The sequence below is a fragment of the Rhizobium indigoferae genome (genome assembly GCF_034554815.1).
GTDB lineage: Bacteria > Pseudomonadota > Alphaproteobacteria > Rhizobiales > Rhizobiaceae > Rhizobium > Rhizobium leguminosarum.
Map to the genome: position 1 here is coordinate 794935 of NZ_CP140635.1, position 25147 is coordinate 820081.

Sequence of the window (25147 nt, forward strand, 5' to 3'; positions counted from 1 at the left end):
CTATGTTACCTATCCGCATTGGCGCCCTGCGAATGCATGAGCTGCCATCTTCAGCGTCGAAGAGGGGTCGATCGCTGAACTTGCCTGGCCGGATCGATGTAGCCTCGGCGACAAAGGAGGAGTGCCGCCAACGCCTTTCACCCTGGCAAAAGGGGCCTTCGCCCGTGCCCTCCTAGGCCGGGAAAGGGTTTCGCCACGCATCCAGTTCTTCAAGCCGTCCGTACCACGTTTGGATATGCCGAAACTCGGCGACTGGAATCCCGGCGGCGGTTGCAAAAGGAAGTGCAGCGGCCAATGCGAAGTCTGCCACAGTCAGTGTCTTCCCGACGGCGACGCTGTTCTTGGCCAAATGATCGTCGAGCACGCGACCATGGAGTCGAAAACTCGTCTTCGCATCTTCGATCACGGCGACGTCAGGCTCCCCGCCGAACAACGGCTTGATCAAGGTTTCAAACCACAGCGTTGCACCGTGCCGGGTGAAATGACTGGCATCCCAACTCAACCAGCGCAGCACGTCGATCTGCCGGTGGTCATGCGGCCAAAAATCCGATGCGACGCTGTCAGACAGCCTGCACATGATGGCGTTCGCTTCCCATAAAGTTCCGGCATCATCCTGCAGCACCGGGACTTTCCCGTTCGGGTTAAGCGCCAGGAATTTTGCGGTGCGCTGTTCTCCGCTTGCCAGGTCAACCCTGACGAACTCGACGTCGGCTTTAAGAAAACGGGCAGCGGCGCAGGCCTTCCGCGGATTGAGCGTCTCGCAATAATAGAGCTTCATCGCCGCCTTAGACATGATCCGGCCCTTCGGATTCAGTCCCGAGAAAGACGCTCAATCGCTCGAGACTTTGGGACCAGCCGGCTTCATGACCCTTAAGTGACGATGCGCTATCAAATCCACTCTGCCGAAAAGTCATTTCCGTACCTCCGTCGCTTTCCCTGAACGTGATGGTGACGACTGTTTCCGGGCTATTTTCGCCGGTTGCGAGTTCCCAGGCATGTGTGAAGACAAGCCTGTGCGGCGGCTCGACCTCCAGATATTTTCCGCCGACCCAATGCTCTTCTCCATCTGGCGCGATCAGACAGGCGCGGTGTCTACCGCCGGGCCAAGCTTCAAGTCGGTCGCCCACCGCCTTGAAACCGTGAGGACCGCACCACTGTGCTAACGCTTTCGGGTCGGTCCATGCCCTGAAAACCAGATCGCATGGGGCATCAAACCTTCGTACAAGAACCAGGTCGCGGGCGTTGTCGGTGTCGGTCTTTGGATTAGTCATTTTCGTATCCTTGTACCTTGGACAGATAGTCATCGAGACGATCAAAGCTTTGATCCCAGAAGCGTCTGTAATCGGCGATCCAATCAGCAATTGTCTTCAACGCAGCCGGCTCGAGGACGCGGGGACGCGAATTCGCTTCACGGCCGGAGCGGATCAATCCGGCCTGTTCCAGGACCTTGAGATGCTTTGATATGGCAGGCTGAGACAACTCGAAGGGATCAGCGAGCTCGGCCACCGTCGCCTTGCCGTTCGCAAGCCGCCCAAGAATTGCTCGCCTCGTGGGATCGGCGAGTGCGGAGAAAATCGCATCGAGCTTGTCGTCCATATATCACCATGTAGCTATATAACTGAATGGATATATTCTACTCAGCGTAATGTCAACGGTTTTACATGGGCGAAATCACGGGGCAAAAATCGGCGTTGATGACTCCCGATCATGTCGGGATACGTCGCTGTTCCTGCTGCAGACGCCACCCCGCGCTCCGTCCTCCTCGGGCTTGACCCGAGGATCCACTCAGGCCTCCTCGATCAGCAGCGGCCATGGATTCCAGGCTCAGGGCTTGAGGCTGATTACCGCTACAATCAGGTGGCGCCAGCAACCACATGATAGTGCTTCGCTCACGCCTGTCGGTGAAAGCGGCCGATCGTGCTCAAGTTGAGATCGCAGCAACAGCAATCAGGGTGACAAAGACACTGAGCGGCGCCAGGTGTGCATCGTCGCGATGGCGTAGAACCGTGAAAACCGCAGCCGCGATGATGACCGCCCCAAGCGCCACGCCGACAATGCGGCTGGCGGGAAGCGCAATCAGGACGGCGCTCGATATCTCCAGCCCACCCGTCACGATACCCCACCAGCGCGGGTAGCCCCACCGAGCGAATTCACTTCGCGTCGCCGCCGTGCCGATGGCGTTGACGAGACCTGCGCCCGCGAAGGCGACAACCAGGAACCAGATGGAAAGAACGTGAACCATCTCAGTCAGCCCCGATCATCATGGGGATGGCGACCAGCACCATAATCACCGCCGTCAGGCCGTGAATGCCGAAGGCGCTTTTGGTGGAGCCTTTCGCTGCGAGAACGAGCAGCATGTCGCCCGCAGGGATCATCGCTTCGATCAAAAGCACGATGCCGACCTCCCGTTGAGCGCCCCACACCATGAACGCCAGCACGAGCAGTCCCGCGACGATATCGCGAACACCCTTGAGGCGGAGCCACCAAGCGACGTTTGGGCCTTCTTCGGGAAGCGGCAGGCCGAAACTGCGCATCGTGGTCATCGGGCTCGCAATATAGCTGGTGCCGATCGCGATAATAGCGAGGGCGAGCAGCAACCCGGCCCCGTTGGCAAGCCAAAGCATGAGACAATCCTTCTATCGTTGATACAAAATCTAGCACTGCTAGATAAAATGCCTTAGCATTGCTAGTTAGTCTAGCATTGGTATAATCTTTGATGAGTGCTGGCCCTGCGAGGGCATGGAGATTGAGCAATGGGGATCGCAGAGCGAAAAAGCCGGGAAAGGGCAGGGCGCGAAGAGCGCATTGTCGCGGCAGCACGTGCCGTCGCGGAGAGCGAAGGATGGGATGCCGTGACGATCCGCCGTCTGGCCAAGGAAATCGAATACAGCCAGCCGATCCTCTATTCGCATTTCGCCAACAGGGACGCCATCGTTGCCGCGGTTGCAGTCGAGGGCTTCAAGGAACTCGCAACCGTTCTTCAGGAAGCGGCAGGCGGGGCAAACGGGCGACGAGATGCCCTCATGGACGTTGCCATGGCCTATTTTGCTTTCGCGCTCAGTCGCCCAGCACTCTACCAGGCCATGTTTATCCTGCCGACCAAACTGCAGTTCGCCGAGGCCGAAACGAGATCGGAACTTCGGGCCGGTTTCGACGCCATTGCAGCAGCCGTGTCTCCGTTCTGTGCCGATGTGGAGATCGTGACCGAGACCTTCTGGGCAGCCCTTCATGGGCTTGCCGAGCTCGAACGTTCAGGCCGCATCAGGCCCGGCATGCGTGACAAACGCATCGCGCTTGTGGTTCAGGCGATCGTGGATGCGGGAAGCAACGCGCCCAGTCGCGGCTGATGACATCAGTCGCTTGGCGCATCGGCTACCGGATGTGGACTGCGCATCTTCAACGGAGAGCTGTCGCCGGTCACCGCCGGATCCGTTGCTGTCCTTGCTCCACACGCCATCCCACAGGTTCAAGATCGGAGATTAATCACCGTCATTGTACGACACCGGCCTTGCGTAGCCCCTCCACGACGAGCTCGAAATCGGCGGGGTTCTTGAAGGGCAAGACTTTGCGACGGTATTCCAGGGAGTAGTCGGGATTGACGCGCATCACCTCTTGCCACGTCGCGCGAGCCTCTTCGAAACGGCCGAGGTGCCCGTAACAGGCGGCCAGAAGCGCGCGCGAGACATCGGTGACGGGGTTGCGGCTCACGCGCTGCAGCAACAGTTCGACGGCCTCTTCGTACCTTCCCAGTGGAAACAAGGCCAAGGCCTGAAAGTGAAGAACGACATCCGGAAAATACGGGTTCAGGACCCTCGCCCGATCGAAATAGGCGAGTGCCTCCTCGGATCTGCCTGAATAGATGAGTGCTTCGCCGAGGCCGACATGCCCTTCGGCGAAGTTCGGATTGAGGACGATCGCACGCTCGGCCTCGCTGATGGCTCTATCGTGCTGTCGCGAGTAAAGCTTGACCACACTCAGTGCCCAGTGCGCCACGGGATCGCTATCATCCCGCGCTACCGCCAGGGTCGCCGCCTCTTCGGCTTGCTCGATCGAGCGCTGCGGCGACGCGCTCCACCGGTTCAGGTAGTCGAGCCCGTGGGTAAGGGCGAGGAAGGCGTGGGCCGAGGCGAAGTTCGGGTCCAGTTCGACGGCACGTTGCAAAAGGTCGCGGGCGTCGCTGTTCGTTTGCTTCGTCAGCCGGTGCCACAGCTCCCGGCCACGCAAGAAGCAGTCATACGCCTCGGGGTGCCGCGTCTGCCCCGGCGCAAGTCTTTGCCGATCGCCCTCTGTCAGGTTGACCGCCAGCGCGCCGACGATCTGCTGCGTGACATCGTCCTGAACCGCGAATATGTCGGTGAGGTCGCGATCGAACCGCTCCGCCCATAAATGCCCGCCGGTGGTCGCGTCGATGAGCTGCGCGGTGATGCGTACCCTGTTCCCCGATTTGCGTACGCTACCCTCAAGCACATACCGCACGCCGAGTTTGGTGCCCACCTCCTGCACATGGACGTTCTTGCCCTTGAAAGTGAACGACGAATTGCGAGCGATGACGAAGAGCTGCGACAGCTTCGATAGCGCCGTGATGATGTCTTCCGAGATGCCGTCGGCGAAGTAGTCCTGTTCGGCGTCACCGCTCATGTTGGCGAAGGGCAGGACGGCGATCGACAGCTTCGGTGGCGCTGCCGTCGCCGGTCGGCTCGTCGCGGTTTCCGAGGTCGCGGCTAACTTGGTCGCTGCGCTGCCGACTTGCAGCGAATAGACCCGGATCGGCTCGGCGATGTTCTTGAGCTGCGTGCTGCCGAGATCGCTGACCGAGAGGTCGAGCCTCGCCTTGACTTGGCGATAGGCATCCTCGGACAGGCAGATCGCGCCCGCCGCGGCGACGCCCTCCAATCGCGAGGCGATGTTGACCCCGTCGCCCATCAGATCGCCGTCGCTTTCCTCGACGACGTCGCCCAAATGGATACCGATCCGGAACTCGATGCGACGGTCCTGCGGGACGCCGTCATTGCGCTCCACCATACCGTTCTGCACCTCAATGGCGCAGCGCACGGCGTCCACCACGCTGCGGAACTCGACCAGCGCACCATCGCCGGTGCGCTTCACCACCCGGCCGTGGTGCACGGCGATCGTCGGATCGATGAGATCGCTGCGCAGTGTGCGCAACCTCGCCAGGGTGAGGTCCTCGTCAGCGCCGGCAAGCCGACTGTACCCGACCACGTCCGCGGCCAGGATTGCAGCCAGCTTTCGGTTCTCGCTCATGGCGCTGTCTCCTAACTTCCACGATAACAGGGAGACAGAGGGCAAGAAAGAAGTTTTAGCCGCTGCTCAGAGCGATCTTGGTTGGCCATGGCTCATGGGGACGCCGCCGACGTTACAGCCTCACGCAATGACTGCTCCGTCATGCGGCCAAACGGAAGATCCCGCCCCCGATCGGCTCAGGCCCGCTTCCGCCGCATCTGCGTGACGCTCCGCCAGGCGGCCGAGACCACGAAGTAGAAGGCGCCGAGGCCGGCATAGCCGGCGATGTTGGCAATGGAGGGCGGTTCCGGCATTTGCGCCTGGGCGATGAAGAACGCGCCTGCCACCGCGGATTGGCCGCCGCTGAGGATCATTGCCCACTGGCCGCCATTGGTTTTCCAGCGCCGGACAGCGGTTCTAAGCTGCAGCAGACCGGAAAAGATCGCCCAGAGGCCAAAGACGCCGAGAACCCAGTTCATGCTCATCGTCAGGGCGACGATCACGGCCGCTGTTGTCACCGCGCTGACGGCGACGTTGATCGCCTGGCTGCGGTTGTTTGCCAGGCCGCCATTGCGCGCTGCGTCGATGAGGTTCGCGGCTGCATCCCAAGCCGGGTAGAGGATCAGCAATGCCGCCGCGACGGCGAGCGACTGCTGGCCGGCCGTCAAGGCGGCTGCGACCCAGATTGCGGAAAAGGCTGCGCGGGTGAAGTAATAGCGCGTCAGCCACTCTTCCCTGTCGCCAGACGCGACGGTGGTTTGATCGTTGCTCATTAGGATCTCTTTCCTGAATGTGATGGTGTTGGTCTGATGGGGGCGGCTCACCGCCGTGAGGGGCGGCGTCCGTCATCGAGATTGGGTTTCATGAGGTTCCCGGAACTGCCCCAGCACCGACGGGCGGCTGTCGAGACGGTGTTCTCCATCGCTCGAATCCATCGGCTGCAGGCGGCATTCCCTGGTAAATCGCCGGTCGAACCGGGGGCGGCCCGGCCGACCGGCGACGACGTGGTCACATGGGCGGGACCACGCCATTTTTGCCGACAAGCACCTGATGGGCGAGGGCGCCCGAGGCAGCCTTCTCGGCGGGGATGAAGACGACGGCGCCGGCAACGAGATCGTCATTGCTGGCCGGAGCGATGGTGACGACCGGCGTGCCGTCCGGAATGGCGATCTTCTTTTCCTTGCCGTGATAGGAGACGGTGACGGTGCGGCCATCGACGCCCTTGACGGCATCGGCCACGGTTGCATTGGTCATGCTGCTGTTGGGCTTGAGGTCCCAGCCGTAGCTGCCTTCACCCGCACCCTTCATCGCCGGCGGGAAAATCAGCACCTCAAGCGCGCCGTCGCCACCGTCTGCGCTGGGCAGCGATGCGATGCCGACGAAGTCGCCCGGCTTGATGTCGGTGACCGCAGCATTTGCGACGCTCGCCAGCTTCCAGCCGTCGGCGAGGATGACATCGACAGTCTCTCCATCGCGGGTCTTCACCTTGAGAGCGGAGCCGCTGTAGCTGACGATGCTGCCCCTGACATGGATCTGCCCGGGCTTCTGGTCTTCGGCATGGACAGGCGCCGCTGGAAGGGCCGTCGACGCGATGGCGGTGAGCCCCAGGAGGAGGGCGGGGAGAATGGTCTTGATCATGTCATTCTTCCTACTAGTTGGTAGTTTCACTGAACGTCGTTTGTCGCTCCGGGCTTTTATGCCGCCAGGAACTCTATTGAGCGGCGGTCGGAGACAGCCGCTGCAAGGTGGGGGCCAGAATGGTGGCGAAGATCTCCGGGGCACCGTAAGCGCGGGCTGAAAGCATGGCGCCATGGACGGTGGCCATGAAGGCTTCAGCCTCGACGCGCGGTTCGCTCGACAGTTTCAAACTGCCGTCCTGAGCGCCCCGTTCCATCACCGAGGTCAGCCATGTCGATGCAAAGCGGAAGAAAGCCTTGACTTCGACTGCGACCTCCCGCGGCAGCGCCGGCAGTTCGCTCGCCAGCAGGGCGCAGACGCAAAAAGGCCGGCTGGCGTCCTCGATGCACTGGGCCCAGTGGCCCGCATAGGCTTGGAGGAGCGCCAGGGGATTTCGCACCCGCTGCTCTAGGCCGGCGATCCCCGCCTCGGCATCTTCGCGATATCGCACGACAAGCGTGCGCACCAGATCGGTCTTGCTGGGAAAATGGTGATGGATGCTGGCCTTGCGAATGCCGACGACGGCAGCGATATCGGCATAGCTGAAGCCGTTATAGCCTCCGGTCATGATCAGCGCGCGGGCGGAGGCCAGGATTTCGTCGGAGGTCGTCAAAACATTGCTCATGGATTTCATCTACCTTTCAGTAGGAAGGCTGTCAAGCGGAAAGCAGATTTTCTGCCGTCAGCGGTCATCGAGACGGTGACAGGCTTCACCTTGACTCTGGTGAAAGCGATGGCGGCATCGGTTGTAGCGACGGGCCTTGACTCGCCTCGAATACCCAGAACATAATCAGAACATCTAATATGCGGGATGGAGTTCCGGATGTGCGGTCGCGTCTATATCAAGACATCGCTTGAGGAGTTGGTGCGCAATTTCGCCTTTGCAGAGCGGGGCGCGATCGATGCGCTCGGGAACCGATTTCCGCGCTATAACGGCGCGCCGACGCTGGATTATCCGATCATCATTCGCGACATGGTCCGCGAGCCTGATGTCATGGGGCCGGTATTCGCCTCGGCGCGCTGGGGTCTGATGCCGGCATGGATGAAGCCGGGAGGGCGGCCGCCGCCGATCAATGCCCGCTGCGAGGGCATCAGTACCAACGGCCTGTTCCGCTCGGCCTACAGGTCTCGCCGTTGCCTGGTGCCGATCAACGGCTTCTTCGAGTGGAAGGATATCTTCGGCACCGGCAAGAACAAGCAGCCCTATGCGATCGCCATGGCTGACGGCTCGCCCTTTGCGCTCGCCGGCATCTGGGAGATTTGGCGCAGCCCGGAAGGCGTCGACATCAGAAACTTCGCAATCGTCACCTGCGAGCCGAATGCGATGATGGCGCAGATCCATGACCGCATGCCGGTCGTCCTGCACCGCGAAGATTACGAGCGCTGGCTATCTCAGGAGCCTGATCCGACCGAGTTGATGAAGCCGTTCCCGGCGGAGCTGATGACCATGTGGCCGATCGGCCGCAATGTGGGTTCGCCCAAGAATGACACGGCTGACATCATCGATCCGATCGACCCCGATCCGGAACCGACGCTCATCTGAATTCACCGGCTCGGGCGGGAGCCATCCATCAACCATGCGGTCAAAGGGATACCTCGCGAGAGGACAGGACGACGCACGCCAGAACAAATCACATGGAAATCGTGGGAACATGTCAGCGGCCGGGAAATCAAATACAAATGGCGGCACGCCTGGAAAGAGAAACCCGGCGACGATTACGTCGCTTTTGACGGCGATACCCAGATCGGCAGGATATTCCGCTCACAGGCGGGCGGAGGGATCGATAATCGATGGTTCTGGATCGTGGCGACAGATGGCAGCCATCGATTGGATTGGCCATCGGCCGGATACGAGGACAGTGCCTATGTCGCCTCGAGGCGGCTGGAAATGATCTATGAGAGCATCAAGAGCGGGAAACGGAGGACGCACCCATGAGCATCGAAGGCCATTCGACTGCGCCGGGCGCCAATGTGATCGTTGAGCACTATTGCGAGCACCGGCTTGCTGACGGCACACGCTGCAAGGAGTGGGGAGGCTGGGGAAACAGCCCATCCCCGGCCGTGCCAACGCGCTGGTGGTGTTGGGAACACTTCCCGCACAAGACATTCGAAGAGGAACAGGCGCTCCGGCGGAAGCAGGAGGCGGCCGGGGGCGGGAAAATCATCCAATAAGAGCTGGCAGATTATCTCGATATCGTTGAAGCGGAAAACAGAGCTTCTGCCGTCAGCCGTCAGTCGAGACGGTCACAGACTTCCACGCCTCGATCTCCTGCTGGAGGCGAACGATCCTGTCCGATACGTGTTTGAGGGCGTCGCTGCCGAGCAGAAGCTGCGGCGGCGGATTGTCGGATTCGATGAGTTCCAAAACCGCGGCGGCCAGTTTGGCGGGATCGCCGAGCTGCTTGCCGCTGACGGCCTGTCGCGCCTTGCGGATCGGATCGAAAAGGCCATCATAATCGGTGATCGACCGCTCGGTGCGGACCATCGATCGTCCGGCCCAGTCTGTCCGGAAGGAGCCGGGGCAAAGGGTCGTCACATGTACCCCGAACGGGGCCATTTCCGCGCGCATCACCTCCGATATGCCCTGGAGCGCAAATTTGCTGCCGCAATAATAGCCGATGCCCGGCATGGTGATCACGCCGCCCATCGAGGTAACGTTGACGATGAAGCCGCGGCGTCGTGCGCGAAACCCAGGCAGAAATGCCTTGGCAACGGCGACGGCGCCGAAGACGTTGACGTCGAACTGCCGCCGCATCTCTTCGATCGGCGACTCCTCGAGCACGCCCTCATGGCCGTAGCCGGCATTGTTGATCAGCACGTCGACAGGCCCATGCTCGTCCTCCGCCTGGCGGACGACATCATCAATCCGGTCGAACTCCGTGACGTCGCAGACGACCGGCCGCAGGCCAGGCAGGGTTTTGGCGAGCGCTGTGCGCGACGCTTGCGAGCGCACGGTGCCGATCACCCTGTGGCCCGCCTGAAGGGCGGCGGAAGCAATGGCGAGCCCGAAGCCGGAATTCGATCCGGTGATGAAGAAGGTCTTTCGTGACATCAGCGATATTCCTTGATTGAGGATGGGTCTTGACAAATAGTATGGAGAAACCGGCGCATCGATTGCGGATTCTCTCAGAATGTTGCCAAATCCTATGAAGGCTGATCGCGGCCTATCCAGGCGAGAGGAGATGGTCGCGTTGGCCGGGCGTCTCGCCCCGCGTCACGGATACAATCCGACCGCGCTTGCTTCCGTCCGCATATTGCGCACGGAAGCCGTGCTCCACGACATCCCGGTGCTCTACAAACCGGGCGCGGTTTTCGTCTTGCAGGGCAGCAAGCAGGGCATCCTCGAAGGCGAAGTCTTCCTCTATGATGAGGAGCATTATCTGGCGGTGTCGCTGCCCGTTCCGTTTCGGATGACGTCGACGGCCAGTCCCGAGCGGCCCTTGCTTGCGGTCTATGTCGAGTTCGATATGCAGATGGCGGCCGAGATCGCACTGCAGGTGGAAAAACATGCCGAACTGCCAGGCGACGAGCCGAGAAGTCTCGTGTCGAGCAGCATGGCTGACGATATCGAGGATGTTCTGCTGCGCCTGCTGACGGCGCTTGGCAGCAGCGTCGAGACGGATGTGCTTGGCGCCGGCATTCTGCGCGAACTGCACTACCGCGTCCTGGTCGGTCCGCAAGGCGGCGCGATGATCGCCGCCCTCCAGCAGAAAGGCAGATCCGGAAAGATCATTCAGAGCCTCGCCTGGTTGCGGGAAAACTATGGCCTGGAGATCGCCGTCGCCGATCTGGCAAGAGAGGTGGGCATGAGCGTTCCCTCCTACCATGTTCAGTTCAAGGGGCTGACCGGCAACAGTCCGATGCAATACGTCAAAGCGATGCGGCTTCACGAAGCAAGATTGATGATCGCGCGCCAGACCAGAACGATTACCGAGGTCGCGGTTTCCGTGGGCTACGCAAGCCCGGCGCAGTTCAGCCGCGATTTCAAACGGCATTTCGGGCGCACGGCATCGGAAGAGATCAAGTGGGTCCAGCGCCACCTTGGCGAACTGGGCGACGATCACGGTTAGGCCGCTTGGTCGGCCGCCTGCGCAGCCGTTGGCTTCGCCCATCGCGACGGGAGGGTCTCACTCGCCCGACGGTGCAACGGCCCGCAACGCGGTCCTGACGATCGCATCGCCGAACTCCGGCGAGACCGGGCGATGGCCGACCAGCAGCCGGAAGAAGACCGGTCCGTAGATCATGTCGAGCAGCGCCTCCATATCCAGCGGCGGAACGATCTCTCCCCGAGCCAGAGCCTCCTCCAGGATGACACGACCCGCGTTGCGGCTCGACAGGATCACCCGATTGCGGAAGGCCTTGGTGAATTCGCTTTCCGGGTCGGCGGCCGCAAGTGCCATAGTGATCTGCCGCCCGCGCGTGCTCGCAAAGGCAGTCACCAGTCCGCTCATCTGCGCGCCGAGGGCCGCCTGCGCCGTGCCCCCTCCAACCTCCGCTTCCGGTAGCCGGTTGACCAGAAGAGCGGCCATCGCCAGTTCCTGCGCATTGGCCCAGGAGCGGTAGATCGTCGGCTTGCCGACACCGGACCGCGCCGCCACGGCTTCGATCGTCATGCGGCCAAAACCTTCGGCCATCAGGATTTCATGGGCGGCCTCCAAGGCACGCCTCTGCGCGGCAGCGCTTGGCGGCCGCCCTCGTTTCTTCGCTGTTGCATGACTCTCTTGACTCATATCTTTACGATACGTAACGTTAATATATAAACCAGTCAAGGAGGATCATCCATGCCGAGTTTTGCCCGAAAAGTGAGCGCCTACTTCATCGTCAAGGATGCGGCACGGGCCATCGACTTCTACAAGGAGGCTTTCGGCGCCACAGAAGTCTTCCGCATGACCGATCCTTCGGACGGGCGGATCGGCCATGCCGAGCTGCGTTTCGGAGAGACGCTGATGATGTTGGCAGACGAATATCCGGACTTCGGCGCCCTGTCTCCCGATACCGTCGGAGGCTCGCCGGTGACCTTCCACATGGACACGGTGTCGACCGACGGAGCACTAGCGCAGGCGCTGTCGGCCGGGGCGACGATGTTGCGCCCGGCGACCGACCAGAGTTTTGGCGAGCGGGTGGCGCAGGTGCTTGATCCCTTCGGTCATCGCTGGATGTTGTCGCAAACCATCGAGCAGGTCACGCCTGAGGAGATGCAACGCCGCTGGAACGAGGACATGTCGGCGTGAGTGCCGCAGCCCTTGAAGCGCTCGAGGAGGCTGAGCGCGCCTTCAACGCGGCGATGGTTTCCAACGATCCCACCCAGATCGCCGCCTGCATCACTGAGGATTGGGTGCTAGTGACGCCTGAGCGTGGCCCAATCCCTGCACAGGCTATTCTTTCGGCGATCGGATCCGGTGTCCTGAGCCATGACACGATGACCAAGACGACGCGATCGCCTGACGTGCAGCCCCTTGGAAATCCCTCCGATTCAAGACAAGATCCTCCTGCTCTAGCTGGGGAGACTCTGATGGAATACCACGAGCCGTTTTTACGCGAGGCGATTGCGCTGTCGAAATCCGCGATGGACCACGGCGACGAACCGTTTGGCTCGGTGCTGGTGAAGGACGGGGAAGTCATCCTGCGCGCCGAAAACAGCGTCTTCACCGGCCGCGATATGACGAACCATGCCGAGATGAACCTGGTTAAACTGGCGGCGCAGCACTACGACACTGCCTTTCTCGCGGAGTGCACGCTCTACACCAGCACGGAGCCGTGCGCGATGTGCTCCGGGGCGATTTACTGGTCGGGCATCGGGCGCATGGTGTTTGCGTGCTCCGAAACACGGCTCGGCGAGATCGCCGGGATCGGGTTGAACGTGCCGAGCCGGGCGGTGTTGCAAACCGGCGCGCGCAACGTCACCGTGGTTGGCCCGACGAACCTCGAAAACGAAGCCGCCGAAATCCATCAGCAATTCTGGCCGAAGCATCTGGGCAAGGCTTAGAGCTTGCCGGCGATAAGCCGAGGGCAGCTATCTCCCGCAACGCGCGCTATCACGGGATCGCTGCGCGGATGTCTACAATCGGCCCCGAGCCGCCACTACGCTTTTTCCCCCGACCTTGAATTGATGCGAAGTCAACGACATGACCGTGACGACAATTACGGAGTCCTGCCAGAGGGCAGCTGGCTTCGAGGAGGGACGCGCATGACCGATTTGAAAGGCAAGGCACTTCCAACGAGCCGAGTGACATTTCTCGCGTTCCTGTTGGCTTGGGCTACGTTATGGTCGGCTTGGCTCTCCGTTACGATCACCCGTTCATACATCCATTACGGCGACGTGATTTTCGGTGCCACAATGTGGCTCCTTCCGCTCCTCGTGGTGCCGTTGATCCTTGGACTTCCTGCTATCGCCACGCTTGGGCTAGAAAGATTTGGCGTCCTTCATGGGGTAGCCTCCACGACAATCGTCGGTGGCTGTATCAGTGCTTTGCAAGCTCTTCTCGTGTTGCAGGCTTATGGCAACGATGCAGTGTTTACGAACTACAGCAGGCCGCTAATCGTTAGCAGCAACTTTATCCCCGGCGTTGTGTGGGGAATTATTTACTCTTGGCTAGCCAGCCGAAGCCGAAAATAGCCCCTGCCTACATCAACTCGAAAGCAGGCAGACGACAGGTCCGCTTGTGGTGCGTTGCGGCCAAGGTCGATTTCCCGCGCAAGTGGTTGCACCTAATTGCCTTCTATAATGGAGACTATTTTGTCGACGGAGTGGCGGCTTCTGGCGGGGCGCCGTCCTCCTCGAGAATTTATCATCTGTCTTGGCGCGCGGGATTTCCGCGCTACCTCTGCACGCGGCAATGGAGGAAGACGATGAAAGTAAGTAAGTTCACGGTTGCCGACGTGGCGTTGGAGCGTTCCCCCGGGCAGGAGGCAGATATCTTCGTCGGCAATCTGGTCGACGAGCGGCAGGGAGGGCCGATCACCATCGGCTATGGACGCTACGCGCCCGGCCAAAGCCTCACCGAGACGATTGAAGTTGACGACGTCATGATCGTTCTGGAAGGGCGGCTATCGGTCTCGACAGACGCGGGGACGGTCACCGCCGGGCCAGGCGCGATCGTCTACATGCCCAAGGGAGAAGCGGTGACCATCCGCTCGCACGAGGAGGGCGCGCTCACCGCCTATGTCACCTATCCGCATTGGCGGCCGGCGCACGCGTAGAGCGCCGTGCGTCCTTTCGGACGCACTAAGGACGCTCTAACACTTTGAATCTACGCATCGTGCTTTCCGAAAATCGATTCCGATTTTCGGGCCGATGCTAAGCCGCGGTCTGCGGATCAGCGCTTGTATTCGGGTTCGCTGCGATCGAGTGCGCGCTTGACGGACTCCAGATGGAGCCGCGCCGACTCCGGGTCTCCCTCGCGCATTTGCCGATACGCCGCTTCGGCGATCTCAGGCGCGACGGCAAGGACTTCGCGTCCGGTCGACAGGGCAAGCGTCTGCACCTCGCAGGCGCGCTCGAGGTAATAGAGGTCGTCCCAGGCCTCGGCGATATTGGGTGCGCAGACCATCACGCCGTGATGCTTCATGAAGACGATGTCGGCATCGCCGATGGCGGCCGCGATCCGATCGCCTTCGCGCGCGTCGAGCGCCAGGCCGTTATAGTTCTGGTCGACGGCCGTGCGTCCATAGAATTTCAAAGCGGTCTGCCCGGCAAAGATCAGGGGATCGCCCTCCGTCATCGAAAGGGCGGTGGCATAAGGCATGTGGGTGTGGAACGCCACCTTGGCGCGCGGGACGTTCTTGTGAATCCTGGCGTGGATGTAAAAAGCGGTGGCCTCAGGCTGCCCGCGGCCAGACACCACGTTGCCGTGAAAGTCGCAGATCAACAGCATCGAGGCCGTCAGTTCGGCGAAAGCGTAGCCATAAGGGTTGACGATGAACAGGTCGTCATAGCCGGGAACGACGGCCGAGAAATGGTTGCAGATCCCTTCCTCCATGCCGAGCCTTGCCGCCATCCGGAAGCAGGCCGCAAGATCGACGCGGGACTGCCAGATGTCGTCCGTATCAAGTTTCGGCTGGTTGGGGCCGCCGGCGGGCGATGGGGCTGTATTGAGGGAGTGCGCCATGGGATCGTTTCAAATTGGTGTCGAAGGAGAGGGTGGCTGTGTCCTGGATTACGCCCGGATCAGCCTCGCATCAAGCCGGCGGAGACAAACATGGTTCGGTTCATTTGCATATTTTGGGTGAGTACGCTCCTCGGCGGCTGCGCCTTTCCCTATCCGCGAGCCTGAAATTGTGGTCACGGCGAGTGCTATTGGCGCCGACCATCGGGGCGGGCATGGGTTCCAGGCTCAAGACCTCGGATGACGGAGGTTGGGGACGCGCTTTTGCATTTTTACGCACCGTTCTCTGGCGATTGTACCGGAAGGTAGTTCATAGGAACGAGGTGGCTATGCAGATCGGGGCCATCGGGTTGTCCCGGATCATAGAAGACGCCGTTATCGGCGTCATAGAGGATGAAGTGGTCTCCTTCGACATGGACGACCGCTACCCCGCAAACATCGCTCCAGCTCTCTGCCATGCGTAATCCGCCAGTCTGCCAGCCCAACGCGGTCAGGACGCCGCGCAGTTCTTTCCACGTTGTGTAATGATTGGTCTGAACGCCCCAATCGATCATGCCGGCAATCTGGTCGTAGGGTTTGCCCGTCAGCATCTGCAAGACGAAAACGCCGCAGCCATCATCCCTTGGGCATTGCGTAACAAATTTGAAGCGGACCTTGTCGGCTGCGGGTTGTGTCAATGGTCAGTTCCTGCGGTTACGTTTCAGACGCCGCGCCGTACTCCTCGAGAAGGACGCTACGCGCTCAGAGCCCCCACAGTCGAAAAACATCTAACTTAGCAGCCAGTCGTATTCCCAATCGACAGCAGATGAGCCATTGCATCGGTAATCGCGTGGTCGTCGTAGGGTTTCGAGAAGAACCTGCTTCCCGTGGGGAGATTGCTCTTTTCGAGGATGGCTTCGCCGGATGCAACAATCAACCTGACAGGCGGCCACCGATCCCTGATGTAATGGGATAGCTTGATGCCATCCATCGTGCCCGGCATCTGAACATCGGTGAAAACCAGATCGATGTCGTTTCGCGACTCGAGGATGCCAATTGCCTCGTCCGCATCACACGCCTCCAGCGCTTCGTAGCCAGCAGAGAGCACCAGATCGACGGCACTCATCCGAATGATCGTGCTGTCTTCGACGACCAGGACGACCGCCTTGCCATTTTTCATCACTCACTCGGTCAAATTGGAGTGTGAACCTCGTGGGCTCCGGTAGTGTAGCGCTTGGGAAGCCAATCGGTTCCTACGCGGCCGTAGAAATGTCGGTTCGCAAACCGGCGCTTTCCCGGTAGCTGATTGCGACGGCGGTGCCGGGAGCCGCATCGCTCAACTGAATTTCGCCATTCAGGCTCTTGACCAGCGCCTCCACTATGCCGGTCCCCAGGCCGGCCTTTGGTGCTTCGCTACCCGTAGGCATGCCGATGCCGTTGTCGGTAACGGAGAGAGTCCAGTCGTCGCCGGATGAGTGATAGTCGATGACGATTGCGCCCGGTCGCTCATCGGGAAAGGCGTGCTTGAGGGCGTTGATTGCAAGCTCGGTCACGATGAGCCCCAAGCGAACGGAAACATCCGCTTCCACGGCGCTGTCGTCGACCCACACCTGAATCGAAAGCCTGTCTGGGTCAGCGATCATCGATGCACCGAGGCTTTGGCAAAGCTGAGTGAAATAGGTACGGAGTTCAACCTTGCCGCCGTTAGACGTCGAGAGCTGCCGTTGCAGGGCCGCAATCGACATGACCCGGTGATGGGCATTGTGGAGGTGCCCGCGCGCTTCCTCCGACTGGACCCGCCGGGCGCTCTGCATGAGAACGCTCGCAATGATCTGGAGGCTGTTGGCGACCCTGTGCTGGACCTCCTGCAGCAGGATCGCATTATCGCGAACGAGATCATCTTTCAGCCGAGCCTCGGCGCGCACATCGGTCACGTCGGTAATGGCCAGAAGGAGGCGAATATGATCGATGTCGCCGTCATCGAGCGTCCGTGCATTGACGACCAGGTGCCGTGTCTTCTGGTTTGGCCGTTGAAAGTCGATTTCGTAAGCCTCGATGGTGGCACTTCCCGAGGCGGTGGCCTTCAGCAGTGACGCAAGCTTGGGCATCGCCCATTCGCCGTTTCCAATTTCGCTGAGGCTTTGGCCGCAAATCGTCTTGGGGTCGATGTCGAAGGCCCGGCAGAAGGATGCGCTCGCCGCGATGACCTTCAGGTCGTCGGACAGGAACAGCAGCGGTTCATTGGACGATACCACCACGGCAAGCGTGCTCGCCGCTTCGAGATGCACTGTGGGTGTCTTTTGCATGGAGAGGCCCTCATGGGCCGGAGACTCACGAAGCAAGTCATCACTCGGCAATAATGCCAACCGGCCGAAAGGCGCAGCTGGACAAAGAGACTATAACACGCGCGACGCGCAATCTCTTCATGCTAAATATCGCGCTGCCATATCGGCGATGAGCCGATGCCGAATGCATCCCGCCTAAAAGCGTGCGGCGGTCTTGGGACAACGACATGCATCAAATAACAGACTTAAAGCCGATCGGCTGAATCCAATTCGATGCGACGCGCGACCGCAATTGGCGCGTTCCGGACGACGGCGGCCTTCCGCTTTCGGCTCTTCGACCGGAAGGTTCGCGATCAAGGCGGAAAGTCGTTCGGCATCGCAAGTCGTGGACCTCTGGCTTAGTCGGCCGACAGTTCGCTAACTCCGTTAGTCCGCTTAGGCCGATCCTGGCCTTACGCTTGCCACCTGTCGACCCGAAGTGGTCATTACATCGTTTGCGCTTACGTCGACCATTGATGCGCTAGACCACGTCATCGGCAGAGATGTGCTTAACTTCGGTAATTCTCACCAGCGGGATCTCTGCGCGTTCGTTTGCCTCCATCACATCTTGTTCCGACGAAGCGTCGAACAGACAGAATGATCGTTCCTCGGACGGTACGAATGTCGAGCGAAGATAGCGCACTGGCTTGCCCTGGCTGGTCATCTCTGCGGTGACGTTCTTCGCGCGGGACGCCGCCGCACTGAGTTGATCGGGAGTGATTCCAGGCAGGTGTCTTTCGACCATGTACTGTGGCATGATGGTTGTCCTTGGGTTGAGCGACGACAGCAACCGTTTGAACATGTTGCGCGATCGCTTTGAACTTCCGGCCGTTGCGAATGGACATCTACTTTGCCGCCGTATTCACAGACCTCGTCCGACACTCAGCGGTTTGGAACAGGGTTTCGCGCGACACGATCACAAGCGCGATTGCGGAATATCGATACCTGTCTCAGACGCTTGCCAGCCAATACGGGCGGCGGCACGAGAACTTTACAGGCGACGGGCATCTTTATCTATTCGAATCTGCTGATGTAGCCGTCCATTTCTCGTTGAAGCTAATCGCCTATTGGAAGCAACGGCGACGTCACTTGACATCCGACCAACTAAAATGCCCGAAATGGGGCTGGACGCTCAGCCGACGGCTGCCCACCTATGGCAGGTCGGCATCGAGGATCTTGGATCCGGCGATGGGAACTGCGGCGGGACGCGGCCGCTGGCCGTCGCTGTTCTTCATTCGGCTTTTGCCGGTGCCGAAGCAGGTCGGTCGGCTCCGTCATCGATCCAGGCCAGCGTCTCCGTCAATATTTCCTTCGACAGGGCGGGATCGACTATGACGCGAGCGAGGATCGTTGCCCCGACCATCGCCGACCAGTTGGCGATTGCCCGGCGTCGGCGGTCGGCGTCCGGCCCTTCGTCCTTCTCGCTCATCCAGTCGATCTGCGCCCGCACACCCTCGGTCACCGCCGCACGGGCCTCAGGCGTCTGGCGCAGCGTGTCGGCGGCAAGTCCGGAAATTGGGCAGCCACCGGCCCTGTTGTCGCGATGGCGCGGCGACAGGTACTCTTCCATATAGGCGCCAAGCGGGAGTGACGCGCCATTGCGCTGGCCAAGCGCATGCGCGAGCGCCTGGACGATCAGGTCGTCCTTCGAGCTGAAATGACCGTAGAAGCTACCATGCGTCAGGCCCGCGGCCTTCATCACCTCGGCAACGCCGACGGCCTCGAATCCTTTCTCCCGAAACAGCCGGCTTGCGACTTCCAGGATCCTTTGGCGGTTTTCGGCCATCTGCTCACGGCTGATTTTCATGTTGAGATTTCTCCCTCTCTGCCATTGACTTTTTTATGATAGCCATCACTTTAAATCCGTAATTAGGATATCCATCATAATTATATAACGCTCATTCGAAAGAGAACAAGACAATGACTGACACTCCCACCGTCCTCATCACCGGCGCCTCCTCGGGTATCGGAGCGACCTATGCAGACCGTTTCGCCCGTCGTGGGCACAATCTCGTACTGGTCGCGCGCAATAGGGCAAGGCTGGAGGCTCTCTCGGCGCGACTTCGCGAGGAAACCGGCGTAACGATCGACATCCTGCAGGCCGATGTCACCAAATCCGATGAGCTTGCGGCGGTGGAAACCCGTCTGCGCGACGATCATCGGATCGGGATTCTCGTCAACAATGCCGGCACGAGCCTCGAAGGCACGTTCGTCAATCAGCCCGTCAATGATATCGCCCAGCTGATCGCGCTCAACGCGACGGCGGTTGCCCGCCTTTCCAGCGCCGTTGCGCCACGCTTCGTCGAAGCGGGCTCGGGCGCCATCGTCAACGTCTCCTCGGTCGTCGGACTCGTCCCGGAATTCGGAATGACGGTCTACGGCGCCACCAAAGCCTTCGTGACCTTCCTTTCCCAGGGGCTCAGCCTCGAACTCGGTCCCAAAGGCGTCTACGTCCAGGCGGTTCTGCCGGCTGCGACACGGACGGAGATCTGGGAACTTTCCGGCATCGACGTCAACACGCTCTCCGGCGTGATGGAAGTGGGCGAACTAGTGGACGCCGCCCTGGCAGGCTTCGACAAGCGCGAGCCCGTCACCATCCCGCCTCTGCACGATGCCGCCCAATGGGACGCTTATCAGTCCGCGCGCCAGACGATGATCCCGGGCTTTTCGCAGTCTGAGCCGGCAGAGCGCTATCGCGCCGCCTCGTAGCGCTTCCCGCGGAAACGCGCCGTCACCAACACAGGCTGTGTCGCAAGGCCGGCCTGTGCCGTGTTCCGGCGCGAAACTCCGAGATGTGACAGAGACCCCCGAAATCCTGACGAAAGAAACGAAATGACTGACAACGCACTTTTTGAACCCTACACACTCGGCGCCCTGACGCTGGCGAATCGGATCGTGATGGCGCCCTTGACCCGCAACAGAGCCGGCGCCGGCTTCGTGCCGGGCGATATCGCCGCGACATATTATGCCCAGCGGGCGACAGCCGGCCTGATCATCTCGGAAGGCGCGCAGATTTCGCAGGAAGGGCAGGGCTACCAGGATACACCGGGAATTTATACGCAAGCCCAGATCGACGGCTGGCGGAAAGTCACCGATGCGGTGCATGCCAAAGGCGGACACATCTTCCTGCAGCTCTGGCATGTCGGTCGTATTTCGCATGTCGATCTGCAGCCGAATGCGCAGGCGCCGGTCGCGCCATCGGCCATCAAGGCTGAGACCAAGGTCTTCGTGAACAATGCCTTCGTCGACGTGTCCGAACCTCGCGCGCTCAAACTGGATGAGATCCAGGCCATCATCGCCGATTTCCGTCGCGCTGCCGCCAACGCGATTGCCGCGGGCTTCGATGGCGTCGAAGTCCATGGCGCCAACGGTTATCTGCTGGAACAGTTTGCCAAAGACGGCGCCAACACCCGCACCGACGCCTATGGCGGCTCGGTTGAACATCGCGCCCGGATGATATTGGAAGTCGCTGCCGCCGTGGCTGCCGAGGTCGGCGCCGAGCGGACGGGAGTGCGGATTTCGCCGGTCAACAGCGTCACCTCGAGCGATCCGCAGGCGCAATTCAACTATATCGCCGAGAAGCTTGGCCAGATGGGGATTGCCTATCTCCATGTCGTCGAAGCTGGGCGCGGCGGGCCCAATGAGGCTGCTGCCTTTGACTACGCGGAGCTCAGGGCCAAGTTCGCAAACACCTACATTGCCAATAATGGCTACGACCTCGACCGCGCAACGTTGCGATTGACGGAGGGCGCGGCGGATCTGTTCTCGTTCGGCCGGCCATTCATCGCCAATCCTGATCTCGTCGAGAGACTGAAGACCGCTGCTCCGCTGGCGGAGGTGAACCCGGCGACCATCTATGGCGGCGGCGCCCCAGGCTATACCGACTATCCCTCGATCGCCGCATGACGCGCGCGTGATGCACCGGCGCCGTGCTGCTGCGCGGCGCCTTTTCACCATGCCGAATGGGGGAGGCGGCGGGGCTAAGAACGCCCTTGCCTCAGGTTTCACCAGGACGCGCAGGCCGAGGCGAATTTCTGCATTACCAGCTGACACCGTCCGCCAGCTTTAGATGTTTAGACGCCGGATCATGTTCATTGGTGGGGCAATCGCCCGCATTGGCTCGACCTGGCCGAGCCGATCGAGCGTCTTGCCGGAAATTGAACTCTCCTGGCATCGCTTGCGCCAGGTCAGGTGGGCATGGGGTTCACTGACACACGGCGACCCAGCCGATCGCACCATTTTGCCAGGGCCGCTGCCCCAGCTTTACATCGGCGGCATCGTCTCGAATTTCGGCACCGCCGGATCGACCCGGTCCCAGCCGAGGCCGCGCAGCGTGTAGGTCACCATCTGCGGCTGGTATCGGGTGGGATCGTCGAGGCTGGCGGCGTGAATGGTGAAGAGATCGGGCATGGCAGAGAAGGTCAGATAGACGGGCGCGCCACAGGCGGGGCAGAAGCCGCGCGTCTTGACGTTGCCGCTGTCGGCGACCATCTCCCAATGCGTCGCCTGGCCCTCGAGCTTCACCGCCTGCCGGCTCGGGAAGGTCAGATAGGATCCGTGCCCGGTGCCGCTGGTCGCCTGGCAATCGCGGCACTGGCAGTCGTTCATCGCAATCGGCTCGGCCGAGATTTCATAGTGGATCGCACCGCAGGCGCATCCGCCGGTGTAAGGCTTGCTCATATCTCTCTCCTGATGAAGCGCCGCCGAATAAAACGCTGCGTCGGCAAGCGCGATGTCGGTCGCCTCAGTCCGTCTCGCCGACGATGGCGCCGATGTTCTTCACGACCTTCTTCCAGCCTTCGCCCATCTTCTGGAAGGCGGTTTCATTCCTCGGCAGGACGAAGCCGGAATGGATGAGGCGAAGCCGCGTGCCGGCTTCGACCTCGGACAGAATGAAGGTGACCACGGTGTTGAGCGGGGAGCCGTAGCCGGCATTTCCCTCATGCCCGCCTTTCCAGGCATAGGAGAGACACTCGTTCGGCTTCACTTCCAGCACCTGGCAGTGAATGGTGCCGTCCCAGGCGCCGGCCGGCGTCGTCTGGTAGGTGAAGCGTTTGCCTTCCAAGGGCTCGAAGCCAGCCGGCATCATCAGCCAGCGGCCCATCAGATTGGCCGTGGTCAGCGTTTTCCAGATCGTCTCCGGCCGATGCGGGAAGACCTCGTCGACCACGATCTCTTGCGTGTCGGGCTTCAATGCGGCGTCGCTCATGGATCGATTTCCTTCAGCAATGTTCTGAGATTGGCAAAGCGGTCGCGCCAGAAGACGCCGTAATGGCTCATCCAGTCGACAAGGGGCTCCAGGCCTTCCGGCTCGGCGCGGTAATAGACCTTCCGCCCCTCGGGGCGCTCCGCGACCAGGCCCGCCTGCTTCAGCGCCTTGAGGTGCTGCGAAATGGCGCCCTGCGTGACGCTGCTTGCCCGCGTCAGTTCGACGACGGTGATTTCGTCTGAATTGACGATCTGCTCAAACACGGCCCGCCGCGTGGGATCGGCAAGGGCGCGCATGACGGCGGTGATGGAGGCGGCTTCGATCATGAGGTAATCAATAGCGCATGCTAATTGATGAGTCAAGGCTAATTTGTTTGGTGGGGAGTTCGCCTCTTGCTCCGTCTTCCTCGGGCTTGACCCGAGGATCTACGTCGGCCTCCATCAGCCACGGGCATGGATCCCAGGCTCGAGGCCTGGGATGACGGAGGGTGGGGGCGCGTTTCCGCCAAACTTGCCGCCGGCGCAGCGGATGGCGCGTCGAGTGGCCGGGGATAGCGGAGTTGAGTTGCGGACAACCATTTGCTGATGCAGAGTGCTTTCGAAATGGAAAGCCAAAGTGACCAAGAAAAACCGTAGCAACCCGCGCTCGGGGAGCCACACCGCCGACGCTCCAGCGGCCAAACCGTTCACACGCAGCGCGCTCGCATCGGATCTGACGTGGCTGCCGGATGTGACGGCTGTCGGAAAGCCACCGGTTAGCGCTGAAGCCTATGTGCAGGCTTATCTCGCAGATCCTGGCGAATGGTATTGGTCGACGATTTTACTGCATGATTCGAGAGAGAGCGTCTTGAAGCGCATTCTCGCCATTGTCGAGCAAGCCAGATTACCTGATCACGAGAAAGCGCTCGGTCAAATGGGCGCCGGCCCGCTCGAAGACATGATGTCGGATGAATTGCTGGATCATTTGCAGCATTGGCTGCCGTTCACGCCTGCCATGCGGTATGCGCTCGGTCAGGTTCGAATGTCTAGCGAACCTCCTGCCTTGCAACAGCGACTGAAGGCGATGCTCACGCGGTAGTGCCTCCGCGGCCGGTCGGCATGGATTCCAGGCTCAAGGCCTGGAATGACGGAGAATGCGGGTGCGTTGGTGTAAAACTCGCAGCCGACGCTCAATTGTCAAGCGAAGTGAAGATTTGACCCCTCCTATTGCCTCACCGAAGAATGCTACCAAACGATTTGGCGGGTGGAAGAGCCGGCGTGATCGTCATCCAGTCGCCATTGAGGATCTCAACGACCGACTCCTGACGCCAGACTTTCACCGCCATCTGCACCGTCCGAAGGCTCTTGTTTGTGAACCGTGTCTGATCGACGTTCATCAGCCGCTGCAGCACGATGGCCGCCGAGAGTGTCGGATCAGCCTCCAGCCATGCCCGAATCTGAGCTTCATACGGCTCAAGCATGGTCGGCCTCTTCGGATAGGGTTTGGTCCGCCGATATGACCTTTTATGCGTAGGTCGCACCTCGCCTTTCTGCCAAGCCGTCTTCAGATTAGCGGTGAAGCGCCGCAGGTCGATGACGACAGGTTCCTCAGGCGTTACTTGCACTCCACGACGATCGACGCGTTTTCCCAAATCCTCCTGCGCCGCACGGATGCCAATGAAGAGCATTACCGGGTCCGCCGTTGCTAACATCGCGCGCAGCCGCTCCTTGTCGATCTCGGCCACCTCGGGATGGGCCAATACGCGCTCGACTGGCGGCAGTGGCGGATGATAGCGCTTGATCACACGGGCGCCGATGCGGGTCTTCTCTCGCAGCTTGAATGAAGGCTGGAAGAGATTGACGTGCAGCCGCACCGCGCCATAGAGGCGAACAAGCGCCGCCGTCTTCGGCCCCAACGAACCTGCCATAGCCGACCAGCCGTCGAACGATGGCGCGTTCTTCTGCTCGACCCATGCCTGATCATTCTTCCGATAGGCACGGGAACGGGTTGCTTCCAACCCTTGACTTCGGCACCAGGAGACCACGAGTTCATTCATGAAGGCACTGTCATTGTCGAAGTCAACGCCCAGCAGCGGAAAGGGAAACAGCGACCTGGCACATTTAATGGCAGCGATCACAAGACCGCTTTCGCGTGTCCGCACTGGCACGCATTCGGTCCAACCTGTGGCGATATCGGTCAGCACCATCGTCTGTACGAAGCTGCCGGATGAAGAGGTGCCGGAATGGGCCACGAAGTCGACCTCGACATAACCTGGCGGCGGATCGTTCCAGTCCCCGAACGTGCGCACAGGAACCGACCGCCGAACCGCAGAACTCATTCCGGCACGGCGGCGTTGTCCGCCGCGGGCCACAGCACGCACTTCCGACAGGAGGCGATCCACAGTCGCTGCGCTGATTGTCAGCAGCTTGTCGCGAAGCTCGATATCAAGATCCAGCCGGCCATGCCGCTCAAGAGCCGGCAGCAAGATGGGGATCAGCGGCTTGAGGCGCTTCGAGCAGAGGCGGTCGGATGCTTCCCACAAGACTGTGCCTCCCGAACATCGGCGCCATAGCGTACGGGATATCGTCTAGTGGGTAACGAACCGGTCGCTGGACGGCGGAGCACCCGGATCG

Annotated in this window: 33 protein-coding genes and 1 pseudogene; 13 read left to right on the top strand and 21 right to left on the bottom strand. The window is 60.8% G+C overall.

The window, feature by feature from the left end; genetic code table 11:
• Nucleotides 1-172: 172 nt before the first annotated feature.
• From U5G49_RS04010 to U5G49_RS04030, 5 genes are all read right to left on the bottom strand, one after another.
• Complete coding sequence (locus U5G49_RS04010) at nucleotides 173-793, bottom strand: glutathione S-transferase family protein (protein WP_193446179.1); 621 nt, start codon at nucleotides 791-793, stop codon at nucleotides 173-175.
• A complete protein-coding gene (locus U5G49_RS04015; RefSeq protein WP_193446178.1) occupies nucleotides 786-1271 on the bottom strand; it encodes an SRPBCC family protein in 486 nt (161 codons plus the stop codon). Before U5G49_RS04015 ends, U5G49_RS04010 begins: the two co-directional genes overlap by 8 nt.
• The gene (locus U5G49_RS04020; protein WP_018241069.1) at nucleotides 1264-1596 is read right to left on the bottom strand and encodes an ArsR/SmtB family transcription factor; all 333 of its coding nucleotides are present in this window, start codon (nucleotides 1594-1596) and stop codon (nucleotides 1264-1266) included. Before U5G49_RS04020 ends, U5G49_RS04015 begins: the two co-directional genes overlap by 8 nt.
• 325 nt (nucleotides 1597-1921) lie before the next feature.
• Nucleotides 1922-2242: a DoxX family protein gene (locus U5G49_RS04025; RefSeq protein ID WP_193446177.1), complete on the bottom strand. Its 321-nt coding sequence runs from the start codon at nucleotides 2240-2242 to the stop codon at nucleotides 1922-1924.
• Between the two features lies 1 nt (nucleotide 2243).
• On the bottom strand, nucleotides 2244-2624 hold the full coding sequence (locus U5G49_RS04030) for a DUF4267 domain-containing protein (RefSeq protein ID WP_193446176.1): 381 nt from the start codon (nucleotides 2622-2624) through the stop codon (nucleotides 2244-2246).
• A gap of 129 nt (nucleotides 2625-2753) precedes the next feature.
• On the opposite strand from U5G49_RS04030, the gene U5G49_RS04035 reads away from it, so the two are divergent.
• Entirely contained in the window at nucleotides 2754-3347 is a 594-nt protein-coding gene (locus U5G49_RS04035) for a TetR/AcrR family transcriptional regulator (RefSeq protein WP_193446175.1), read from the top strand.
• Nucleotides 3348-3489: 142 nt separating this feature from the next.
• Here the strand turns inward: U5G49_RS04035 and U5G49_RS04040 are convergent, their stop codons facing one another.
• The 4 genes from U5G49_RS04040 to U5G49_RS04055 all read right to left on the bottom strand — a co-directional run bounded on the left by U5G49_RS04040 (nucleotide 3490) and on the right by U5G49_RS04055 (nucleotide 7543).
• Complete coding sequence (locus U5G49_RS04040) at nucleotides 3490-5262, bottom strand: adenylate/guanylate cyclase domain-containing protein (RefSeq protein ID WP_193446174.1); 1773 nt, start codon at nucleotides 5260-5262, stop codon at nucleotides 3490-3492.
• 176 nt (nucleotides 5263-5438) lie between these two features.
• Nucleotides 5439-6014: a DUF308 domain-containing protein gene (locus U5G49_RS04045; RefSeq protein ID WP_193446173.1), complete on the bottom strand. Its 576-nt coding sequence runs from the start codon at nucleotides 6012-6014 to the stop codon at nucleotides 5439-5441.
• A gap of 235 nt (nucleotides 6015-6249) precedes the next feature.
• On the bottom strand, nucleotides 6250-6879 hold the full coding sequence (locus U5G49_RS04050; protein ID WP_193446172.1) for a hypothetical protein: 630 nt from the start codon (nucleotides 6877-6879) through the stop codon (nucleotides 6250-6252).
• Nucleotides 6880-6952: 73 nt separating this feature from the next.
• Nucleotides 6953-7543, bottom strand: coding sequence for a TetR/AcrR family transcriptional regulator (locus tag U5G49_RS04055; RefSeq protein ID WP_193446171.1), 591 nt, complete (start codon nucleotides 7541-7543; stop codon nucleotides 6953-6955).
• Between the two features lie 198 nt (nucleotides 7544-7741).
• Between U5G49_RS04055 and U5G49_RS04060 the strand changes: the two genes are divergently transcribed.
• The 3 genes from U5G49_RS04060 to U5G49_RS04070 are packed head-to-tail and all read left to right on the top strand — an operon-like array spanning nucleotide 7742 to nucleotide 9090.
• A complete protein-coding gene (locus U5G49_RS04060; RefSeq protein ID WP_193446170.1) occupies nucleotides 7742-8461 on the top strand; it encodes an SOS response-associated peptidase in 720 nt (239 codons plus the stop codon).
• A 48-nt stretch (nucleotides 8462-8509) separates the two neighbouring features.
• Nucleotides 8510-8854 carry a hypothetical protein gene (locus tag U5G49_RS04065; protein ID WP_284200497.1) on the top strand — a complete coding sequence of 115 codons (345 nt, stop codon included), beginning with the start codon at nucleotides 8510-8512 and terminating at the stop codon, nucleotides 8852-8854.
• The gene (locus U5G49_RS04070) at nucleotides 8851-9090 is read left to right on the top strand and encodes a hypothetical protein (RefSeq protein ID WP_193446169.1); all 240 of its coding nucleotides are present in this window, start codon (nucleotides 8851-8853) and stop codon (nucleotides 9088-9090) included. Before U5G49_RS04065 ends, U5G49_RS04070 begins: the two co-directional genes overlap by 4 nt.
• A 52-nt stretch (nucleotides 9091-9142) precedes the next feature.
• Here the strand turns inward: U5G49_RS04070 and U5G49_RS04075 are convergent, their stop codons facing one another.
• Nucleotides 9143-9970, bottom strand: coding sequence for an oxidoreductase (locus tag U5G49_RS04075; RefSeq protein ID WP_018241081.1), 828 nt, complete (start codon nucleotides 9968-9970; stop codon nucleotides 9143-9145).
• Nucleotides 9971-10049: 79 nt separating this feature from the next.
• On the opposite strand from U5G49_RS04075, the gene U5G49_RS04080 reads away from it, so the two are divergent.
• Nucleotides 10050-10988: an AraC family transcriptional regulator gene (locus U5G49_RS04080; protein WP_193446168.1), complete on the top strand. Its 939-nt coding sequence runs from the start codon at nucleotides 10050-10052 to the stop codon at nucleotides 10986-10988.
• A gap of 57 nt (nucleotides 10989-11045) precedes the next feature.
• On the opposite strand, the gene U5G49_RS04085 is transcribed toward U5G49_RS04080, so the two are convergent.
• A complete protein-coding gene (locus tag U5G49_RS04085; protein WP_193446167.1) occupies nucleotides 11046-11648 on the bottom strand; it encodes a TetR/AcrR family transcriptional regulator in 603 nt (200 codons plus the stop codon).
• 51 nt (nucleotides 11649-11699) lie between these two features.
• On the opposite strand from U5G49_RS04085, the gene U5G49_RS04090 reads away from it, so the two are divergent.
• The 5 genes and pseudogenes from U5G49_RS04090 to U5G49_RS04105 all read left to right on the top strand — a co-directional run bounded on the left by U5G49_RS04090 (nucleotide 11700) and on the right by U5G49_RS04105 (nucleotide 14118).
• Nucleotides 11700-12149 carry a VOC family protein gene (locus U5G49_RS04090; protein ID WP_193446166.1) on the top strand — a complete coding sequence of 150 codons (450 nt, stop codon included), beginning with the start codon at nucleotides 11700-11702 and terminating at the stop codon, nucleotides 12147-12149.
• A gap of 53 nt (nucleotides 12150-12202) precedes the next feature.
• A pseudogene (locus U5G49_RS37060) lies at nucleotides 12203-12319 on the top strand (nuclear transport factor 2 family protein); the annotation flags it as partial.
• Between the two features lie 111 nt (nucleotides 12320-12430).
• Nucleotides 12431-12904 (top strand): nucleoside deaminase, encoded by a 474-nt coding sequence (locus U5G49_RS04095; protein ID WP_193446165.1) that lies wholly within the window; start codon nucleotides 12431-12433, stop codon nucleotides 12902-12904.
• A 201-nt stretch (nucleotides 12905-13105) separates the two neighbouring features.
• Nucleotides 13106-13534: a hypothetical protein gene (locus tag U5G49_RS04100; RefSeq protein ID WP_193446164.1), complete on the top strand. Its 429-nt coding sequence runs from the start codon at nucleotides 13106-13108 to the stop codon at nucleotides 13532-13534.
• Between the two features lie 233 nt (nucleotides 13535-13767).
• Nucleotides 13768-14118, top strand: coding sequence for an AraC family ligand binding domain-containing protein (locus U5G49_RS04105; protein WP_193446163.1), 351 nt, complete (start codon nucleotides 13768-13770; stop codon nucleotides 14116-14118).
• A 116-nt stretch (nucleotides 14119-14234) separates the two neighbouring features.
• Here U5G49_RS04105 and U5G49_RS04110 read toward each other — a convergent pair whose 3' ends face one another.
• From U5G49_RS04110 to U5G49_RS04135, 6 genes are all read right to left on the bottom strand, one after another.
• Nucleotides 14235-15026, bottom strand: a complete 792-nt coding sequence (locus U5G49_RS04110) for an aldolase (protein ID WP_193446162.1) — start codon at nucleotides 15024-15026, stop codon at nucleotides 14235-14237.
• A 269-nt stretch (nucleotides 15027-15295) separates the two neighbouring features.
• A complete protein-coding gene (locus U5G49_RS04115; RefSeq protein ID WP_246289402.1) occupies nucleotides 15296-15700 on the bottom strand; it encodes a hypothetical protein in 405 nt (134 codons plus the stop codon).
• Between the two features lie 95 nt (nucleotides 15701-15795).
• On the bottom strand, nucleotides 15796-16182 hold the full coding sequence (locus U5G49_RS04120) for a response regulator (RefSeq protein ID WP_193446161.1): 387 nt from the start codon (nucleotides 16180-16182) through the stop codon (nucleotides 15796-15798).
• Nucleotides 16183-16255: 73 nt separating this feature from the next.
• Nucleotides 16256-17308: a sensor histidine kinase gene (locus tag U5G49_RS04125; RefSeq protein WP_193446182.1), complete on the bottom strand. Its 1053-nt coding sequence runs from the start codon at nucleotides 17306-17308 to the stop codon at nucleotides 16256-16258.
• 499 nt (nucleotides 17309-17807) lie between these two features.
• Nucleotides 17808-18083 (bottom strand): DUF4242 domain-containing protein, encoded by a 276-nt coding sequence (locus U5G49_RS04130; protein WP_024322782.1) that lies wholly within the window; start codon nucleotides 18081-18083, stop codon nucleotides 17808-17810.
• A gap of 474 nt (nucleotides 18084-18557) precedes the next feature.
• Nucleotides 18558-19133: a TetR/AcrR family transcriptional regulator gene (locus U5G49_RS04135; protein ID WP_018449523.1), complete on the bottom strand. Its 576-nt coding sequence runs from the start codon at nucleotides 19131-19133 to the stop codon at nucleotides 18558-18560.
• A gap of 113 nt (nucleotides 19134-19246) precedes the next feature.
• Between U5G49_RS04135 and U5G49_RS04140 the strand changes: the two genes are divergently transcribed.
• Together U5G49_RS04140 and U5G49_RS04145 are read left to right on the top strand one after the other, a co-directional pair.
• Nucleotides 19247-20035, top strand: a complete 789-nt coding sequence (locus tag U5G49_RS04140; RefSeq protein ID WP_193446160.1) for an SDR family NAD(P)-dependent oxidoreductase — start codon at nucleotides 19247-19249, stop codon at nucleotides 20033-20035.
• Nucleotides 20036-20158: 123 nt separating this feature from the next.
• Nucleotides 20159-21232: an alkene reductase gene (locus U5G49_RS04145; protein WP_193446159.1), complete on the top strand. Its 1074-nt coding sequence runs from the start codon at nucleotides 20159-20161 to the stop codon at nucleotides 21230-21232.
• A 357-nt stretch (nucleotides 21233-21589) separates the two neighbouring features.
• On the opposite strand, the gene U5G49_RS04150 is transcribed toward U5G49_RS04145, so the two are convergent.
• From U5G49_RS04150 to U5G49_RS04160, 3 genes are all read right to left on the bottom strand, one after another.
• Complete coding sequence (locus tag U5G49_RS04150) at nucleotides 21590-22006, bottom strand: GFA family protein (RefSeq protein ID WP_168319597.1); 417 nt, start codon at nucleotides 22004-22006, stop codon at nucleotides 21590-21592.
• A 64-nt stretch (nucleotides 22007-22070) separates the two neighbouring features.
• A complete protein-coding gene (locus U5G49_RS04155; RefSeq protein ID WP_193446158.1) occupies nucleotides 22071-22535 on the bottom strand; it encodes an SRPBCC family protein in 465 nt (154 codons plus the stop codon).
• Nucleotides 22532-22861 (bottom strand): ArsR/SmtB family transcription factor, encoded by a 330-nt coding sequence (locus tag U5G49_RS04160; RefSeq protein ID WP_018449519.1) that lies wholly within the window; start codon nucleotides 22859-22861, stop codon nucleotides 22532-22534. Before U5G49_RS04160 ends, U5G49_RS04155 begins: the two co-directional genes overlap by 4 nt.
• A 289-nt stretch (nucleotides 22862-23150) precedes the next feature.
• On the opposite strand from U5G49_RS04160, the gene U5G49_RS04165 reads away from it, so the two are divergent.
• On the top strand, nucleotides 23151-23612 hold the full coding sequence (locus U5G49_RS04165) for a hypothetical protein (protein WP_193446157.1): 462 nt from the start codon (nucleotides 23151-23153) through the stop codon (nucleotides 23610-23612).
• A gap of 133 nt (nucleotides 23613-23745) precedes the next feature.
• On the opposite strand, the gene U5G49_RS04170 is transcribed toward U5G49_RS04165, so the two are convergent.
• A complete protein-coding gene (locus U5G49_RS04170) occupies nucleotides 23746-25056 on the bottom strand; it encodes an integrase catalytic domain-containing protein (protein ID WP_246289400.1) in 1311 nt (436 codons plus the stop codon).
• Nucleotides 25057-25147: the final 91 nt, after the last annotated feature.